Genomic DNA, 16234 nt, shown 5'->3' with positions numbered 1-16234 from the left:
ACGACGAGGGACGACTGATCGGCGTCGCGGGACTCATCGGCATCGCGGGACCGACCGGCGTCGAGGGGCGGCGGGGCGCCGCTGGGCCCGCCCGCCGCCCCTCGACGGCAGGTCACCGTGCCTGCCGGGCCACCGCGCGCGGGCCTCGCGGCGGCCGCTCTCAGTGGAACTCGTGCACGACCTCGATCTCACCCACGAGGTGCGCGTTGAACTCCTCCAGCTCCTCCGCCGGCACCCAGAGTTCGAGGATCGTCTCCCCGCCGGCCTGCCGCACCGGGTACCGCCGCAGGAAGTCGGTCTCGACCTCGAACCGGGTGACGTACCCCGCCCCGTCGTGCTTCACGTTCCAGTCCCGAGCGATCTTGACGGCGTACTCCTCGTCGAGCACCGGGTAGAAGATCGGCTGCTCCGGAAGCCGGGGCGGCCAGGCCCGCCATCCCGCCTCCCGCACCAGCCCCAGCTCCACGGGGCCGGTCGGCCGCCACAGGGTCGTCGTCACTCGCTGCCCGCTCACGGAACGCATCACTCTCCGAACACGGCGACCGCGGTTCGGCCCGCCGGGCGGCGACACTACCGACGCCCGGCGGGGGAGGCACGGGAATAAGCCCCGCGCCGAGCTCCCCGGAGGCTCGCCGACGCACCGCGCTCCCGTGACCCACGTCACACCCGACTCCTGTCAGGAACCGGGGCGCCATCCCGTTCAGGAGGCACGCGAACGAGACAGGAGCATCCGCCATGAAGCACCGCATCGTCGTCCTCGGCGCCGGATACGCCGGAGCCTTCGCCGCCGGGAACCTGGCCCGCCGGCTCTCCCCCGCCGACACCGAGATCACCGTGGTCAACGCCGCGCCCGACTTCGTCGAGCGGATGCGGCTCCACCAGCTCGCGAGCGGCCAGGAACTCACGCCCCGCCCGCTCGCCGACGTGTTCGCCGGCACCGGGGTGAGGCTGCGCGTGGCGCGCGTCACCGGCATCGATCCCGAGCGGCGGACGGTCACCGTGACGGAGGAGACCGGCGCGGCGGGGGCGATCGGGGCAGGCCGGGTGCTCAGCGAGGCGGGGGCGGGAGCGGAGGCGGCCGGCGAGGCCCGGGACCACGAGCTCCCGTACGACACCCTGCTCTACGCGCTCGGCAGTTCCGTTGCCCACCATGGCGTGCCCGGTGTGGCCGAGCACGCCTACGACGTGACCGGCAGGTCCTCGGCGTTGCGGCTGCGTGAGCGCCTGGCCGGGCTGGGCGAGGGCGGCACGGTGCTGGTCGTCGGCGAGGGACTGACCGGCATCGAGACCGCCACCGAGTTCGCCGAGTCCCGGCCCGACCTCTCGGTCGCGCTCGTCGCCCGCGGGGAACTGGGCGCCTGGCTGTCCCCGAAGGCCCGTCGGCATCTGCGCCGGGCCTTCGACCGGCTCGGCGTCACCGTCCACGAGCACACCACGGTCGAAGCCGTCGAGCCGACACGGGTGATCACCGCCGACGGTACGGCCATCCCGGCGGACGTGACGGTCTGGTCAGCCGGGTTCGCCGTGCACCCGCTCGCGGCCGCGGCCGGCCTGCGGGTCGCCGAGACCGGTCAGATACTCGTCGACCGCACCATGCGCTCGGTGTCGCACCCGGACGTCTACGCCGGCGGTGACTGCGCCTACGCGATCGGGGACAACGGCCGCCCGCTGCCGATGTCCTGCGCCTCGGCCGGCTACACCATCACGCAGGCGACCGCCGCGATCATCGCGCGTCTGACGGGCAGCGAGATCCCGACGGTCGGGCTGAAGTACCACGGCAACCACATCAGCCTCGGACGGCGGGACGCGATCTTCCAGATGGTGGACGAGGAGGTCAGGTCGAAGTCCTGGTACCTCGGCGGCCGAACCGCCGCGCACCTCAAAGCGAGCGTGCTCAAGGGGGCGGCGCTGAGCATCGCCCACCCGACCTTCGGAGTACCGAAGCGACGGCAGCGGCTGGCCGCCGGGGCCGAACGGGGTGGAGTGAGGGCGGCGGGGGTGGAGGCCGCGGGTGCGAACTCCGCGGCGTGAGGGCCCTGGTGCGAAGGTCCTGCTGCGAAAGCCCTGTTGCGGAGGCCCTGTCGTGGCGGCGCTGTTGTGAAGGCCCTGTTGTGAAGACCGCCGCATAGGCTCCTGTGCATGGACATCGCAGCCATCGACCGATTCGAGGCCGGCCGGGGACGGCTGGCCTCGCTCGCGTACCGTCTGCTCGGCTCGGCGGCCGACGCCGAGGACGCCGTACAGGACGCGTTCCTGCGCTGGCAGGCCGCGGACCGGGACCACATCGAGGTACCGGAGGCGTGGCTGACGAAGGTCGTCACCCATCTCTGCCTCGACCGGCTCCGCTCGGCGCAGGCCCGCCACGAGCGGGCGGTCGGGGACTGGCTGCCCGAGCCGCTCCTCGAAGGCGACCCGATGCTCGGCCCCGCCGAGACGGTGGAGCAGCGCGAATCGGTGTCCCTGGCCGTACTGACCCTCATGGAGCGCCTCTCACCGGTCGAGCGGGCCGCCTACGTCCTGCGCGAGGCCTTCGCGTATCCCCACGCCGAGATCGCCGGGATCCTCGACATCACCGAGTCCGCGAGCCAGCAGCATGTACACCGGGCCCGGCGCCGGGTCGCCGCCGAGCGCCGCGGCGGCGACGCGGTGGATCCGGCGACGGCGCGCAAGGTCGTGGAGGAGTTCCTCGCCGCGGCCACGTCGGGGCGCACCGAACGGCTGGTGGAGCTGCTCACCGCCGACGCGGTCGCGGTCTCGGACGGGGCCGGGCTGGCCAGGCGGCTGCTGCGCTACCGGACGCCCGAGCGCATCGCGTCCCTCGTGCGGGCCGGCTTCAAGCCGAGTGCGGCGAAGCGGCGGATGGCGGGCGGCACCCTCACGATGCACCTCGCGCTGCTCAACGGTTCCCCGGCCGTCGTCGCCGTGGTCGAGGGGCAGGTCGTGGGGGCGGTGGCGTTCGAAGTCGCAGAGGGCAAGGTCGCGTACCTGTGCGGTGTCGCCGCCGCGCACCGGCTGGGTCGCCTGAACGAGGCGTGGCAGCGGTACGAGCCGGGGGCGCCGATCGTGAGCGCGTGGTGATCGGGGGCGCGGCGCGCCGGGGGCCGGTGACTTGAGCCGCGACAGGCCACGGCGGGCAGGCGGCGCCTGCCCGCCGTGGACTGTCGCTCAATCCCGCCGGATCAGCTCCGGATCGATCCGACGCCCGACGAGCGGCAGCGCACCGACCGCGGCCACGGCGACCGCGCCGAGGGCGCAGGCCAGCAGCAGGGGGATGCCGGCGCCGTCCCAGTAGACGGCACCGCCGCCGGTCACGAGGTAGCTGGACTCGGCGAGCTTGCCCAGCACCACGGCGAGGGCGAGCCCGACGGCCAACGGCACGACCACCTGCGCGACTTGCACGGCCCGGAGCGTACGGGGCCGGGCACCGAGCAGCGACAGCGCGGTGACCTGGGGTTTGCGCTCCACGGCACGGTCGGTGGCGGCGACGAGGTACGCGGCAACACCGATGACGAGCCCCAACACCATGCCGATGCCCAACAGGCTCTTCACCACGGTGATCTGCTGCAACGACGTCACCACCACCCCTGGCGTGTCGACCTCCGTAGTGGGGTCCACACCACCGATGCCATCGAGAACCTGCCGCACTGTTTCGGGGGCGGAGCTGCTGAGGAGGGTGAGGGTGGCGGAGTCGGGGCGATGTCCGGCGGGAACCGCCGAAGGGGGCAGCAGTACGGAACCGTTCTGGAAGACCGGGAGACCGGTGTCGTCGCTGTACCGGAGGACCGCTCGCGGAACGGTCACCTGCATGACACGGCGTTGCCCGTCGTGCCACAGGTCGAAGGGGAAGCGTGCACCGGGCTTGCTGTCATCCACAGCAACCTGTTTCGGGTCCCACAACCGCATGGGCCGACCGTCCACACAACCGTCGATCTTCTGCACCATGCTGCGCAGTTGCTCGCACGTGGCGACCACGGCTTCCAGACTCGGAACCCAGCGATCGACGTCGGGACGCGACCGCGATCGCATGACGACCGCATGCCCCCGGACACCCTTCACCTTCTCCCAGGCCCGCTGCCGGTCGGCCGTGGTCCCCGCGAGAGAGATGTTGTACGTCTGGACCGACGACGTGTTCTTGGAGACCTGATCCAGCTCGATCAGCACCCCCTGCACCAGCGACGCCGCGAAGACCAGGATCACCAACCCCGTGGCCACCCGCAGCGCGCCGCCGGGTTCCACCTCGTTGCGCCGCATGGCAAGGCCGAGGGAAATCGACTGGGTGGAGTGAGCCGCCCTTTGGGCGAGCTTTCGGGAGAAACTCGGCAGCATGGCAACGAGTCCGATGCCGAGCAGAACGACCGCAAGGGGCATGAGGAGCGACGAGAGTCCGGTGTCCCGGGGCGGATGACCGGTCGCACCGGCCACGCAGTACGCGGCGACGATGCTCAGTCCCGGTACGAACAGGAAGATGCCCCACTTTCCTGGTGACTTCTCCGCAGCGCCGCGCCGTACGGCCAGCGGCTGGGCCGCCGTCTTCCTCGCGCCCACCCGGCCCACGAACCACGCGAGCGCGGGGCAGCCCACGACACAAACGAGGACGGTGGAAGCGGACAACGCACCATCGGGGGGATACCACTTGAGGCCGGGCAGCCCCACACGTGACATCACCTGATTCGCGACCCAATAGATACCCAGGCCGAGTACGGCACCCAACAACGCTGCGGCCACGGTCTCGGCGGCATTGACGCGCTGGGTGCCCTTCCTGCTCAGGCCCAACAACCGTAGAGCGGCCAACCGCCTGGCGCGTGCGACTGCCGAGAGCCTGGCGCACACGGCCAGGAAGACGGTGAGCGGGAGTAGAACGACGCCGGCGATGGTGAAGCGCACCATGTCGAGTGTCGAGGGCTCCACTGTGGGGATACTCGCGTACCTTGCACCGAACATCGTCACGCGGTTGCCGTGGCCCGCAAGCTCCTCGGGACGGACGCCTAAATACGCGTACAGCTCGTCGGGGTGGGCCAGGCCTTGGGTGCTGATGAGCCCCTTGTCCCTGCCCGGCACGAGCTGCGCCAAGGCAGGCTCCCTTTGCAGCACCTCACGCAACCGTGGTGACACGAACAGCTCACCCGGGGCTGGGAGTTCTCGTAGACCCGGCGGTGGCTCGATCGGCCTGTCGCCCCGTGCCAGGAACACCCGAGTGAAAGGCTCCGACCCATAGGGATCGGTCCTGGTGAGTTCGAAGGAGTCACCCTTGGCCGCCGGACAGACCATTCTGACCGGATCCGCTACGCAGTCCGGCTCACGAGCCGCCTTGCGGGCGTCCTGTGCGGCCAGCACACCGGGGATGGCCAGCACGACTGCCAGGCAACACACTCCGATCGCGCTGCCGACGACCATGAGCAGGAAGCGGATCCGATTTCCCCGCCCACCTCTCAGCAACAGCCTCATTCCCAGGAGGAGTTCCTTCACGGCGCCTCCCGCACATGGGCTGCGAGGACGCCGTCGCACATCGTGTAACGACTGTCTGCCCGGGCCGCCACCTGGGAATCGTGAGTCACCAGGACGACGGTCGTTCCCTGAGAGCGGGCAAGGCCCAGAAACTCCTCCAGTACTGCCGTCGCGTTGGAACTGTCGAGTGATCCGGTCGGCTCGTCGGCGAAGACGACAGTCGGCCGGTGCACCAACGCGCGGGCAACCGCTACACGTTGACTCTGACCACCGGACACCTGTGAGGGCCTTCGCTCACGCAGATCAGCGAGACCGAGCCGACCCAGCACTTCTCGGGCTGCGGCGAGTGCCTCCTTCTTCCTTTGCCCGGCGAGCCTCAGCGGAAGCGCGGTGTTCTCCTCCACCGTGAGCTCTGGCAGGAGTTCGCCGTACTGGAAGACGAACCCGAATCGCTCGCGGCGCAATTCGCTCAGCTCCTCGTCATCAAGACGGCCGAGTTCGCGGCCCTCGAAGCAGACCGCACCACGAGCCACCGGCAACACCCCGGCCAGGCAGTACAAGAGCGACGACTTACCCGATCCGCTCTGGCCGGTGATCGCCACAACCTCCCCCCGGCGCAGAGAGATCTCTGCGTTCCTGACGGCAGGGCTCTCGCCGTAGAGGAGGTCGACCCCTCGGGCAGCAAGGATTTCTGAAGTATTGATCGCGTTCCCCTAAGAAGAGCAAAACGAGCCCAGGCGAGGTCGCCTGGGCTGTGGATGCTGATCGACTCAGTCCCGCTTGTAACTGAAGTGCACGACTCGCGAGCAATTGTCCGGGTTAAGGACACCGCGATCTCGGCAGACGCGGATCGAAGCGTCGTCCGTATAGCGTTGAGAACCGCTCCAGTCGGAGTGATGCAGCCGGACGGCGCTCCGCTGCTTCCCGTAGTACCGAGCCCAGCCGTGCCCTTCGACCTTGACCTGCACGTACACGTTGTGCCCGTCGCGCGGGCTCGTGTCCGTCAAAGTGCCGGCCCACTCGAAGGCTCCGTGATTGGTGCCAGGGGGGTTGAACTTGTACGCGCCCTCATCGAATCGACTGCCTGCCGACTTGAGCGTCGGGATCCTGCCCTGCTCCAGCGCGAGCGCCGCCCCCGCCGCCACAAAAATCAGCCCGGCCGCCACCGCGCCCACCGCCGCCCTCTTCATGCTTACCTCCGTAGTCACAAGCAGCCCCACAGCCACCCGCAATCACAGAAGGTAACGCCCCGAATACTTAAAGAAACGATCGATCAACCCCACCACCACCAAATCAGGTGATCTTGAAGCACAAGATGCACCGAAGGGTGCACAACCCGCCCAAAACCCAGAAGGCGGCACCCCCCGCACGGGGTGCCGCCTTCTGTTTCGTGGGCCGGAACCGCCGCCCATCGGTGAGGGTCGGTCGGGGACAAGCGGCGGTTCCGGGGTCTGGAGGGCGGCGTGGCCGCCGGAGGCTACCGGTGGTCGCTCCCCGTCGACTGCGACGCCGCCCGCCCCGCCTCCAGGCGAGCCACGGGAATGCGGAACGGGGAGCAGGAGACGTAGTCGAGTCCGACCTCGTGGAAGAAGTGGACGGACTCCGGGTCACCGCCGTGCTCGCCGCAGACGCCGAGCTTGAGGTCGGGGCGGGTCGCCCGGCCCGCCTCCGCCGCCAGCTTCACCAGGGAGCCCACGCCGTCCTTGTCGATCGTCTCGAACGGCGACACCCCGAAGATGCCCTTCTCCAGGTAGGCCGTGAAGAAGGACGCCTCGACGTCGTCGCGGCTGAAGCCCCACACCGTCTGCGTCAGGTCGTTCGTGCCGAAGGAGAAGAACTCCGCCGCCTCCGCGATCTGACCGGCGGTCAGCGCGGCCCGCGGCAGTTCGATCATCGTGCCGATCGACAGCTTCAGCGTCACGCCCGTGGCCGCCTCGACCTCCGCGATCACCGCGTCCGCCTCCTCGCGGACGATCTCCAGCTCCTGGACCGTACCCACGAGCGGGATCATGATCTCGGCGCGCGGGTCGCCCTTCGCGTTCTTGCGCTCGGCGGCCGCCTCCGCGATGGCGCGGACCTGCATCGTGAACAGACCCGGGATCACCAGGCCCAGGCGTACGCCGCGCAGGCCCAGCATCGGGTTCTGCTCGTGCAGGCGGTGGACGGCCTGGAGGAGACGGAGTTCGTTCTCGTGCGGCTCCTGGCGGGACTCCGCGAGGGCCACGCGGACCGACAGTTCCGTGATGTCGGGGAGGAACTCGTGCAGCGGCGGGTCCAGGAGACGGATCGTGACCGGGAGGCCGTCCATCGCGGAGAAGAGTTCGACGAAGTCCTGCTTCTGCAGCGGGAGCAGGGCCTTCAGGGACTCCTCGCGCTCCGCCTCCGTGTCGGCCAGGATCAGGCGCTCGACCAGCTCGCGGCGGTCGCCGAGGAACATGTGCTCCGTACGGCACAGGCCGATGCCCTGGGCGCCGAAGCGGCGGGCGCGCAGCGCGTCCTCGGCGTTGTCGGCGTTGGCGCGGACGCGGAGCCGGCGCTTGCGGTCGGCGAAGGCCATGATCCGGTGGACGGCCTCGACCAGTTCGTCGGCGTCGTTGGCGCCGGCGTGCATCCGGCCCTCGAAGTACTCCACGACCGGGGAGGGGACCACGGGCACCTCGCCCAGGTACACCTTGCCGCTCGAACCGTCGATGGAGATGAGGTCGCCCTCCTCCACCACATGGCCGCCGGGGATCGTCATGCGGCGGCGCTTGGTGTCGACCTCCAGCTCCTCCGCGCCGCAGACACAGGTCTTGCCCATGCCGCGCGCGACCACGGCCGCGTGGGAGGTCTTGCCGCCGCGCGAGGTCAGGATGCCCTCGGCCGCGATCATGCCGTCGAGGTCGTCGGGGTTGGTCTCGCGGCGGACCAGGATGACCTTCTCGCCCGAGCGCGACCACTTCACGGCCGTGTACGAGTCGAAGACCGCCTTGCCGACCGCCGCGCCCGGGGAGGCGGCGATGCCGCGGCCGACCTGGGCGACCTTCGCGTCCTCGTCGAAGCGGGGGAACATCAGCTGCGCGAGCTGGGCGCCGGTGACCCGCTGGAGGGCCTCCGCCTCGTCGATCAGGCCCTGGTCCACCAGCTGGGTCGCGATGCGGAAGGCCGCGCCCGCGGTGCGCTTGCCGACGCGGGTCTGCAGCATCCACAGCTGGCCGCGCTCGATGGTGAACTCGATGTCGCAGAGATCCTTGTAGTGGTTCTCCAGGGTCTCCATGATCTGCATCAGCTGGTCGTACGACTTCTTGTCGATCGACTCCAGCTCGGCCAGGGGGACGGTGTTGCGGATGCCCGCGACCACGTCCTCGCCCTGGGCGTTCTGCAGGTAGTCGCCGTAGACGCCCTGGTGGCCGGAGGCGGGGTCGCGGGTGAAGGCGACGCCGGTGCCGGAGTCGGGGCCCAGGTTGCCGAAGACCATGGAACAGACGTTGACCGCCGTGCCGAGGTCGCCGGGGATGCGCTCCTGGCGGCGGTAGAGCTTGGCGCGGTCGCCGTTCCAGGAGTCGAAGACGGCCTTGATGGCGAGGTCCATCTGCTCGCGCGGGTCCTGGGGGAAGTCCCGGCCGGCCTCGGTCTTGACGATCTTCTTGAACTTGGTGACGAGCTTCTTGAGGTCGGCCGCCTCCAGCTCGGTGTCGACGACGACCTTCTTGGCCGCCTTGGCCGCCTCCAGGGCCTCCTCGAAGAGGTCGCCGTCGACGCCGAGGACCGTCTTGCCGAACATCTGGATGAGACGGCGGTAGGAGTCCCAGGCGAAGCGGTCGTCGCCGGCCTGCTTGGCCAAGCCCTGGACCGACTTGTCGGAGAGGCCGATGTTGAGGACCGTGTCCATCATCCCGGGCATCGAGAACTTCGCGCCGGAGCGGACCGAGACGAGGAGCGGGTCGTCGGCCTGGCCGAGCTTCTTGCCCATCTTCTCCTCGAGGGCGACGAGATGGGCGGTGACCTCGTCACGGAGTGCCGCGGGCTCGTCGCCGCTGTCGAGGTAGACCTTGCAGGCCTCGGTGGTGATGGTGAAGCCGGGAGGCACGGGGAGCCCGAGGTTGGTCATCTCGGCGAGGTTCGCGCCCTTGCCGCCGAGGAGGTCCTTGAGGTCCTTGTTGCCTTCGGTGAAGTCATAAACAAACTTCACGCCCTCAACGCTCTGAGCTACGTGGCCTACGTGGGGATCTTTGTTTTCCGACACAGGTCCCAACTCCTTGAGGACGCGGTGGCTGCCCTGACGGCCAGGAACATACCCAGATCGAAGGCACCTGGGTACGTCCACTTGCGCGTCATGCGCCTGTAACCACCCGTCCGCCAAGAGATCGAAAGTCAAAGCTTGGCAAGGAAGACAGCCGGAATGTGTTCACCTCTTGAAGGGACCAGGCCCCACCCGGCCCGCATTTCGCTCACATGAGCGGCTATCGACACGCCTGAGTTCGCTCGATGAACGATCAAAGGGTGGCACCCAGTGCCACCCTTTGAAGTCGCAGAGCCGCCCATGATTCGCTCATCTGAGCGGAGCCCCGATCAGGGGTGGCGAGAATCACGCCGTTCGAGGGGGTCCGATTTCACCATGCGGACCGCTCCACGGGACGGAAACGCCCCCGTCACACCCCGAGCGCCACCAACCGCTGCTCGGCCCGCTCCGGCGCGTAGAGGTGCTCGACGACCAGCGCACCCGCCCCCACCAGCCCCGCGCGCTCCCCGAGCTTCGAGGTCACCACGTCCAGATGTGCCGTGGAGCGGGGCAGCGCGCGCTGGTAGAGCAGTTCGCGGACGCCCGTGAGGAAGGGAGTTCCGGCCAAATCGCCGGCGATCATCAGGACACCGGGGTTCAGCAGGGTCACGACCGTCGCCAGGACGTCCCCGACGGCCCGGCCCGCCTCCCGCGCGAGCGCCGTCGCCCCCGGGTGGCCGGCGACCAGCAGATCCCGCACATCTGAGCCGGAGGCCGCCGGAACCCCCGCCTCCGCCAGCCGTCGGGCCACGGCGCCACCACTCGCGATCGCCGCCAGACAGCCGTACGAGCCGCACTTGCACAGCGCCTCCGCGCCCTGCGGGACCCGGATGTGGCCGATGTCCCCGGCACCGCCGTCGACGCCCCGGAATATCGAGCCGCCGACCACGACGCCGGCGCCGATACCCGTGGAGACCTTGACCAGCGCGAACGCCGCGCAGTCTGCGTATCCCGCGCGCTGTTCCCCGTACGCCATGAGGTTGGCGTCGTTGTCGACGAGGACCGGTGTCCCGGCGGGGCCGGACGCGTGGTCGGTGAAGGCGCGGGCCAGGCGGCCTCGTATGTCGTAGCCGTCCCAGCCGGGCATGATCGGCGGCTGCACGACGCGGCCGGTGTCGATGTCGACCGGGCCGGGGACCGCGAGGCCGATCCCGCAGACGGCATCGGCCGGCTGGCCCGCCTTCTCCAGCAACTCGGCGAACCAGCGCCCGAGTTCGTCCAGGACGGCGTCCGGGCCCTCCTCGATGAGCAGGACGCCGGCGTGCTCGGCCTGGATCTCACCGGTCAGGGAGAGCACGGCGGCGCGGGCATGGCGGGTGTCGAGGTCGGCGGCGAGGACGACCGCGTGCTCGTCGTCGAACTCCAGGGTGATGGAGGGGCGGCCGCCGAGCGGCGAGCCGACGGGGCCGCCGGCGCCCTCGCGCAGCCAGCCCGCGCGGAAGAGCCGGTCCAGGCGCTGGCCGACGGTCGCCCGGGAGAGGCCCGTGGCCTGCTGGAGCGCGCCCCGGGTGGTGGCCCGGCCGCTGCGGACCAGCTCCAGCAGATCTCCTGCCCCCGCGTGACTGCCCACCTTCACGGCCCTTCGCTCATGTGGTCCTCGATGCCGCCATTGTCGCGGCCCTGGGGGAATTACTTCCCCCGCACCCTCTTGCGCTCACCAACTCTGCATTACATATTGAGTTTTGCGTGTTAAGTAGACGTAACCCTACGGTAGCTACTGCCGAACCGGTCGGCACCTTGTCCTCAGGGAGCCTTGCGTGGACCGCACTACCCAGCTCACCGCCCGTCGACCAGGCATGACAACCCGTGCCTGGGACTACGTATACGATCCGCCCGGTTCGCCGCACCGCGCGGCGGCCGAGGTGCTGGCGGCCAACTGGACCGGGCGGTCCACCGTGCCGTCGCGCACGCTGTATCCGCACCAGTGGTCCTGGGACTCGGCGTTCATCGCGATCGGCCTGCGGCATGTGTCGCCGCTGCGGGCGCAGACCGAGCTGGAGACGCTGCTCGCCGCGCAGTGGGGGGACGGGCGGATCCCGCACATCGTCTTCAACCCCTCGGTGCCGCTGGACGCGTACTTCCCGAGCCCCGACTTCTGGCGCTCCTCGACCGCGGGACGCGCCGCCGGCGCCCCGCGCACCACCGAGACCTCGGGCATCGTGCAGCCGCCGGTGCACGCGCTGGCGGCGTGGCTGGTGCACCGGGCCGACCCGGAGCTCTCCAGGGCGCGCGGCTTCCTGGGCCGGGTCTATCCGGGGCTTGCCGCCTGGCACCGCTATCTGCTGGACCGCCGTGACCTGGGTGGCGGCGGGCTGGCCTCGGTCGTCCACCCCTGGGAGCAGGGCATGGACAACAGCCCCGCCTGGGACGCGCCCCTCGCCCGGATCACCCCGGCCCCCGCCCGCTCCTTCCGCCGCGCCGACCTCGACCACGGCGCGCCCGAGGACCGGCCGACGGATCTGGACTACGGGCGGTACGTGCGGCTGGCGGCGGACTACCGGGACGCCGGGTACCGGGACCGGGCGGGCGAGCGGCTCGGGGGGAGGAGCGGGGCCGGGGAGGCGGAGTTCGCCGTCGAGGACCCGGCGTTCAACGCGCTGCTCATCGCCTCCGAGCACGCCCTCGCCCGGATCGCGAAGGAGTTGGGCGCGTCGGGGACGGCCAGGCACACACGCGCCGAACGGCTGACGGCGGCCCTGGTGGAGCGGCTGTGGGACCCGGCGGAGGGCATGTTCCTCTGCCGCGACGTCACCACCGGCGCCCTCATTCCCGAGCGCGGTGTCTCCGGCCTCGTCCCGCTGCTGCTCCCGGGTCTCCCCCGGGACATCGCCGCCGCCCTCGTCCGCACGATGCACGGCCCGCACTTCGGGCTCGGCGACACCACCCTGCTGGTGCCGTCGTACGACCTGACCGGCGAGGCCTTCGATCCGCACCGCTACTGGCGCGGGCCCGCCTGGTTCAACACCAACTGGATGCTGGAGCGGGGACTCAGGCTGCACGGGGAGCGGGGGCGGGCCGACGCGCTGCGGACGGCGCTGCTGGAGACGGCTGTGTCGTCCGGGTTCGCCGAGTACGTCGACCCGTACACCGGCGAGGCGTGCGGAGCGGCCGGCTTCGGCTGGACGGCCGCGCTCACCCTCGACCTGCTGCACCGGGACGACCACGGCCACCCGCCCGCCCGCGAGCGGCAGCGCGCCCGGGAACGGCATCACGCACGGCACCACACCACCGACAAAGCCGGGTTCGGCAGGAACGGGATGGAGTCCGGCAGGGACGGGGTGGAGTCCGGCACGGGCGGGGCCGGGTTCGGCTGGGACGAGACCAAGATCGGTATGAGTGACCAGGGAGGGGAACGGGGATGACGGACCGGCATCACCTGCTCGTGCGCGGCGGGACGTTCGCCGCCGTGGGCGACGGCGGCGACATCAGCGGGGTGCGGGGCGGCAGTTCACCGGACGGGCTGTTCGTCCGGGACGCCCGGCATCTCAGCAGGTGGCAGTTGACCGTCGACGGCGCGGTTCCCGAGACGCTCGCACCCGTCGCGGACGGTGACGTCGCCCGCTGTGTGCTCGTGCCCCGGGGCGGGCGCCGGGAGCCGCCCGCGTACACGCTCTTCCGTGAACAGGCCGTCTCCGACAGCGCGTTCGTGGAGACGCTGCGCGTCACCAGCAACCGGCCGGTGGCGACGACCGTCCGGATCGCGATCACCGTCGACGCCGACTTCACCGACCAGTTCGAGCTGCGCTCCGACTTCCGTACGTACACCAAGAGCGGTGTCGTCCGCAGGCGCGAAGTCCTGGACGACGGAGTGGAGTTCAGCTACCGGCGCGGCGAGTGGCGGTCCTGTACGACGGTGACGACCGAGCCCGCGCCGGACGGTGTGGAGGAGACCGGGACGGGGGCGCGGCGCCTCGTCTGGGCCCTCGATGTCGCGCCGCACGGCTCGGCGGAGCTGACCTGCCGGGTGATGGCGCGGACGCACGGTGACCGTCGGGCCCTGCGGGTGCCGAGCTCCCCTGCCGCCGTGCACGAACAACTGCGCGGCCTGGAGGACGAGTTCGTGGAGGGCGTGGCCTTCCCCACGGCTTGGCCGGAGCTCGCCGCCGCGTGCGCGCGCGGTCTCGCCGATCTCGCCGCGCTCCAGATCCCGGCGACCGGCCCGGACGGGGAGACCCTGCGGGTGCCCGCCGCCGGGGCGCCCTGGTTCCTCACCCTCCTCGGCCGGGACGCCCTGCTGACCTCTCTCTTCACGCTCCCCTACCGACCGGAGCCGGCGGCCGCCACCCTGCTCGCGCTCGCCGCGGCCCAGGCGACCGAGGTCGGCGTCGACTCGGTGGCCCAGCCCGGCAAGATCGTGCACGAGGTGCGGCACGGCGAGCTGGCCCACTTCGGGCAGGTCCCGTACGGCCGTTACTACGGCTCGGTGGACGCGACCCCGCTCTTCCTCGTGCTGCTCGGCACGTATGTCGAGCAGACCGGGGACGTCTCCCTGGCCCGCCGTCTCGAACGCCACGCGCGGGCCGCGATCGGCTGGATGCTCGACCACGGCGGCCTCACCTCGCGCGGCTACCTCGTCTACCGCGCCGACCAGGGCGGCCTCGCCAACCAGAACTGGAAGGACTCCCCCGGCGCGATCTGCTCCGCCGACGGCGACCGGCCCGCCGGCGGGCCGGTGATGGCGGCGGGCGCGCAGGGCTACGCGTACGACGCGCTGCGCCGCACCGCCGTGCTGGCCCGCACGGTCTGGGAGGACGAGGTGTACGCGGCACTCCTGGAACAGGCCGCGGGTGACCTGCGCGACCGGTTCCAGCGGGACTTCTGGATGCCCGGGCACGAGTTCCCCGCGCTGGCGCTGGACGGCGAGGGCGCGCAGGTCGACGCCCTCGCCTCGGACGCGGGGCACCTGCTGTGGTCGGGGCTGCTGGACAAGGAGTACGGGAAGGTGGTCGGGCGGCGGTTGCTGGAGCCGGACTTCTTCTCCGGGTGGGGCGTGCGGACGCTGGCCGCCGGGCAGCCGGCGTACCACCCGCTGTCGTACCACCGGGGGTCGGTCTGGCCGCACGACAACGCGCTGATCACCTTGGGTCTGGCGCGGTACGGGCTGCACGACGAGGCGCGGGTGGTGGCCTCCGGCATGGTGGACGCGGCGTCGGCCGCCGGGCACCGGCTGCCGGAGGTACTGGCCGGGTACGGGCGGGACACGCATCCGGAGCCGGTGCCGTATCCGCACGCGTGCGTGCGGGAGGCGCGGTCCGCGGCGGCCCCGTTGGCGTTGTTGACCGCGGTGGGGGGCGCCTAGTAGCTGGGGGGGTCGGGGGCGAGGCGGCTGCGGGCCCGGTGGGGCTTCTCGCGCGGTTCCCCTCGCCCCTCACGGGGCGCCGAGGCCCGCCAGCAAGGCTCCCGCCCTCTGCCTCGCCTCCACCTCCGTCCACGCCCACTCCGTGGTCGGGGGCCGGTGGGTCGTCCAGGTCTCCCAGTAGCTGCGGGCCTTGCCGTAGCGGTCGGCGAGCAGGACGTGCGGGAGGCCCAGGAGGAGGGCGAGGACGTGGCCGTGGAGGCGGTCGGTGACCGTGACCCGGCCGGCGGCCAACAGGCGGCAGCCGCGCGCGAGTTGAAGACGGGCGAGGCCGTCGTAGGCGGCGAGGAGCGCGGGGACGGCGCCGGGCGGGTCGCCCGAGGCGGCGCGGCACAGGGCGCGGGCCCGGCTCCGCCACAGCGCCTCCTTGGCCCGCCGCCAGTCGGTGTCCTCGCCCTCCCGGGCCCAGTCGAAGACGTACGGGCCGCCGCGTTCCTTGCGTGCCGTGCCGCGCCCGGCCGGTGGGCCCTTCGCCGACTCCTTGTCCTCCCTGGCCAGCCAGACCACGTCATGGGCGACCGTGCCGCCGGTGAGCGCGTCCGGCGGCACGGCGAAGGCCAGGTCGGGGGCGAGCAGCGAGGGGGCCTCGAAGACGGCGCGGCAGCGGTGCAGGCTGTGCCGGTCGCGCAGGAGCAGGGTCAGGTCGGGGTGGGCGTCGAAGACACGGCGGGCGCGGGTGAGGTTGCCGTGGTCCGTGAAGTGCACGGACTGGGGCAGCTGGACGATCCGGCGGTCCGGGAAGTCCCGCAGGACCTGTTCGCGCAGGAGCTGGCTGTCCTCCCACAGGTCGCCGAGGGTGCCGCCGCCCGTCAGCATGATCGGGCCGTCCGGGAGACAGGCCGCCAACTGCCCGGCGTCGTACGACATCAGGTCGCAGGCGTAGCGCACGTCGGCGCCGAGCGCGTCCAGCAGGGCGCGCTGGCCGAGCCAGATGGCGCTGTCGCCGACGTTGGAGTTGAGCGGCGCGCCGATGAGCGCGCACCGGGTGCCGGCCGGGACCAGCCGGTCCAGCACGGTCAGGACGTACGAGACGTAGTGGGCGCAGTGGGGGACGTAGGACGGGGGCGCCGAGGGTTTCCGCGTCGGCCGCTTCGAGGGCGTCTTCGTCGGTGTCTTCGTCGGCTTCTTCGGTGTCTCGTTCGCTCCGCACACCAAAAGGCGCTACCCGGACA

11 protein-coding genes are annotated in these 16234 nt (G+C 71.2%); 4 read left to right on the top strand and 7 right to left on the bottom strand.

Annotation, left to right across the window (positions count from 1 at the left end):
- Positions 1–160: 160 nt before the first annotated feature.
- A complete protein-coding gene (locus tag ACZ9QC_RS28810) occupies positions 161–523 on the bottom strand; it encodes a hypothetical protein (RefSeq protein WP_472915765.1) in 363 nt (120 codons plus the stop codon).
- Between the two features lie 212 nt (positions 524–735).
- Between ACZ9QC_RS28810 and ACZ9QC_RS28805 the strand changes: the two genes are divergently transcribed.
- Positions 736–2031, top strand: coding sequence for an NAD(P)/FAD-dependent oxidoreductase (locus tag ACZ9QC_RS28805; protein ID WP_472915764.1), 1296 nt, complete (start codon positions 736–738; stop codon positions 2029–2031).
- 108 nt (positions 2032–2139) lie between these two features.
- Positions 2140–3078 (top strand): sigma-70 family RNA polymerase sigma factor, encoded by a 939-nt coding sequence (locus ACZ9QC_RS28800; RefSeq protein WP_472915763.1) that lies wholly within the window; start codon positions 2140–2142, stop codon positions 3076–3078.
- Positions 3079–3165: 87 nt separating this feature from the next.
- Here ACZ9QC_RS28800 and ACZ9QC_RS28795 read toward each other — a convergent pair whose 3' ends face one another.
- From ACZ9QC_RS28795 to ACZ9QC_RS28775, 5 genes are all read right to left on the bottom strand, one after another.
- Positions 3166–5466, bottom strand: coding sequence for an FtsX-like permease family protein (locus ACZ9QC_RS28795; protein WP_472915762.1), 2301 nt, complete (start codon positions 5464–5466; stop codon positions 3166–3168).
- Positions 5463–6134, bottom strand: coding sequence for an ABC transporter ATP-binding protein (locus tag ACZ9QC_RS28790; protein ID WP_472921840.1), 672 nt, complete (start codon positions 6132–6134; stop codon positions 5463–5465). Before ACZ9QC_RS28790 ends, ACZ9QC_RS28795 begins: the two co-directional genes overlap by 4 nt.
- Before the next feature lie 81 nt (positions 6135–6215).
- On the bottom strand, positions 6216–6635 hold the full coding sequence (locus tag ACZ9QC_RS28785) for a hypothetical protein (protein ID WP_472915761.1): 420 nt from the start codon (positions 6633–6635) through the stop codon (positions 6216–6218).
- Positions 6636–6922: 287 nt separating this feature from the next.
- Positions 6923–9670 (bottom strand): pyruvate, phosphate dikinase, encoded by a 2748-nt coding sequence (gene ppdK, locus ACZ9QC_RS28780; RefSeq protein ID WP_374116913.1) that lies wholly within the window; start codon positions 9668–9670, stop codon positions 6923–6925.
- A 406-nt stretch (positions 9671–10076) separates the two neighbouring features.
- Positions 10077–11276, bottom strand: a complete 1200-nt coding sequence (locus tag ACZ9QC_RS28775; RefSeq protein ID WP_472921839.1) for an ROK family protein — start codon at positions 11274–11276, stop codon at positions 10077–10079.
- Positions 11277–11463: 187 nt separating this feature from the next.
- Between ACZ9QC_RS28775 and ACZ9QC_RS28770 the strand changes: the two genes are divergently transcribed.
- Both ACZ9QC_RS28770 and ACZ9QC_RS28765 read left to right on the top strand, forming a co-directional pair.
- The gene (locus ACZ9QC_RS28770; protein WP_472915760.1) at positions 11464–13068 is read left to right on the top strand and encodes an MGH1-like glycoside hydrolase domain-containing protein; all 1605 of its coding nucleotides are present in this window, start codon (positions 11464–11466) and stop codon (positions 13066–13068) included.
- On the top strand, positions 13065–15005 hold the full coding sequence (locus tag ACZ9QC_RS28765; RefSeq protein WP_472915759.1) for an amylo-alpha-1,6-glucosidase: 1941 nt from the start codon (positions 13065–13067) through the stop codon (positions 15003–15005). The genes ACZ9QC_RS28770 and ACZ9QC_RS28765 overlap by 4 nt, the downstream gene beginning before the upstream one ends.
- Before the next feature lie 69 nt (positions 15006–15074).
- Here ACZ9QC_RS28765 and ACZ9QC_RS28760 read toward each other — a convergent pair whose 3' ends face one another.
- Positions 15075–16214: a polysaccharide pyruvyl transferase family protein gene (locus tag ACZ9QC_RS28760; protein WP_472915758.1), complete on the bottom strand. Its 1140-nt coding sequence runs from the start codon at positions 16212–16214 to the stop codon at positions 15075–15077.
- Between the last annotated feature and the right edge of the window lie 20 nt (positions 16215–16234).

The organism is Streptomyces sp. HUAS MS02 (assembly GCF_055702265.1).
The sequence above is the reverse complement of the archived record's forward strand: the minus strand, read 5'-3'. Positions and strand labels throughout refer to the sequence as shown.

Excerpts from the sequence above, each read along its gene's own strand:
- ACZ9QC_RS28785 (WP_472915761.1), bottom strand. The coding sequence starts at position 6,635 with ATGAAGAGGGCGGCGGTGGGCGCGGTGGCGGCCGGGCTGATTTTTGTG.
- ACZ9QC_RS28805 (WP_472915764.1), top strand. The coding sequence starts at position 736 with ATGAAGCACCGCATCGTCGTCCTCGGCGCCGGATACGCCGGAGCCTTC.
- ACZ9QC_RS28800 (WP_472915763.1), top strand. The coding sequence starts at position 2,140 with ATGGACATCGCAGCCATCGACCGATTCGAGGCCGGCCGGGGACGGCTG.
- ACZ9QC_RS28765 (WP_472915759.1), top strand. The coding sequence starts at position 13,065 with ATGACGGACCGGCATCACCTGCTCGTGCGCGGCGGGACGTTCGCCGCC.
- ACZ9QC_RS28810 (WP_472915765.1), bottom strand. The coding sequence starts at position 523 with ATGCGTTCCGTGAGCGGGCAGCGAGTGACGACGACCCTGTGGCGGCCG.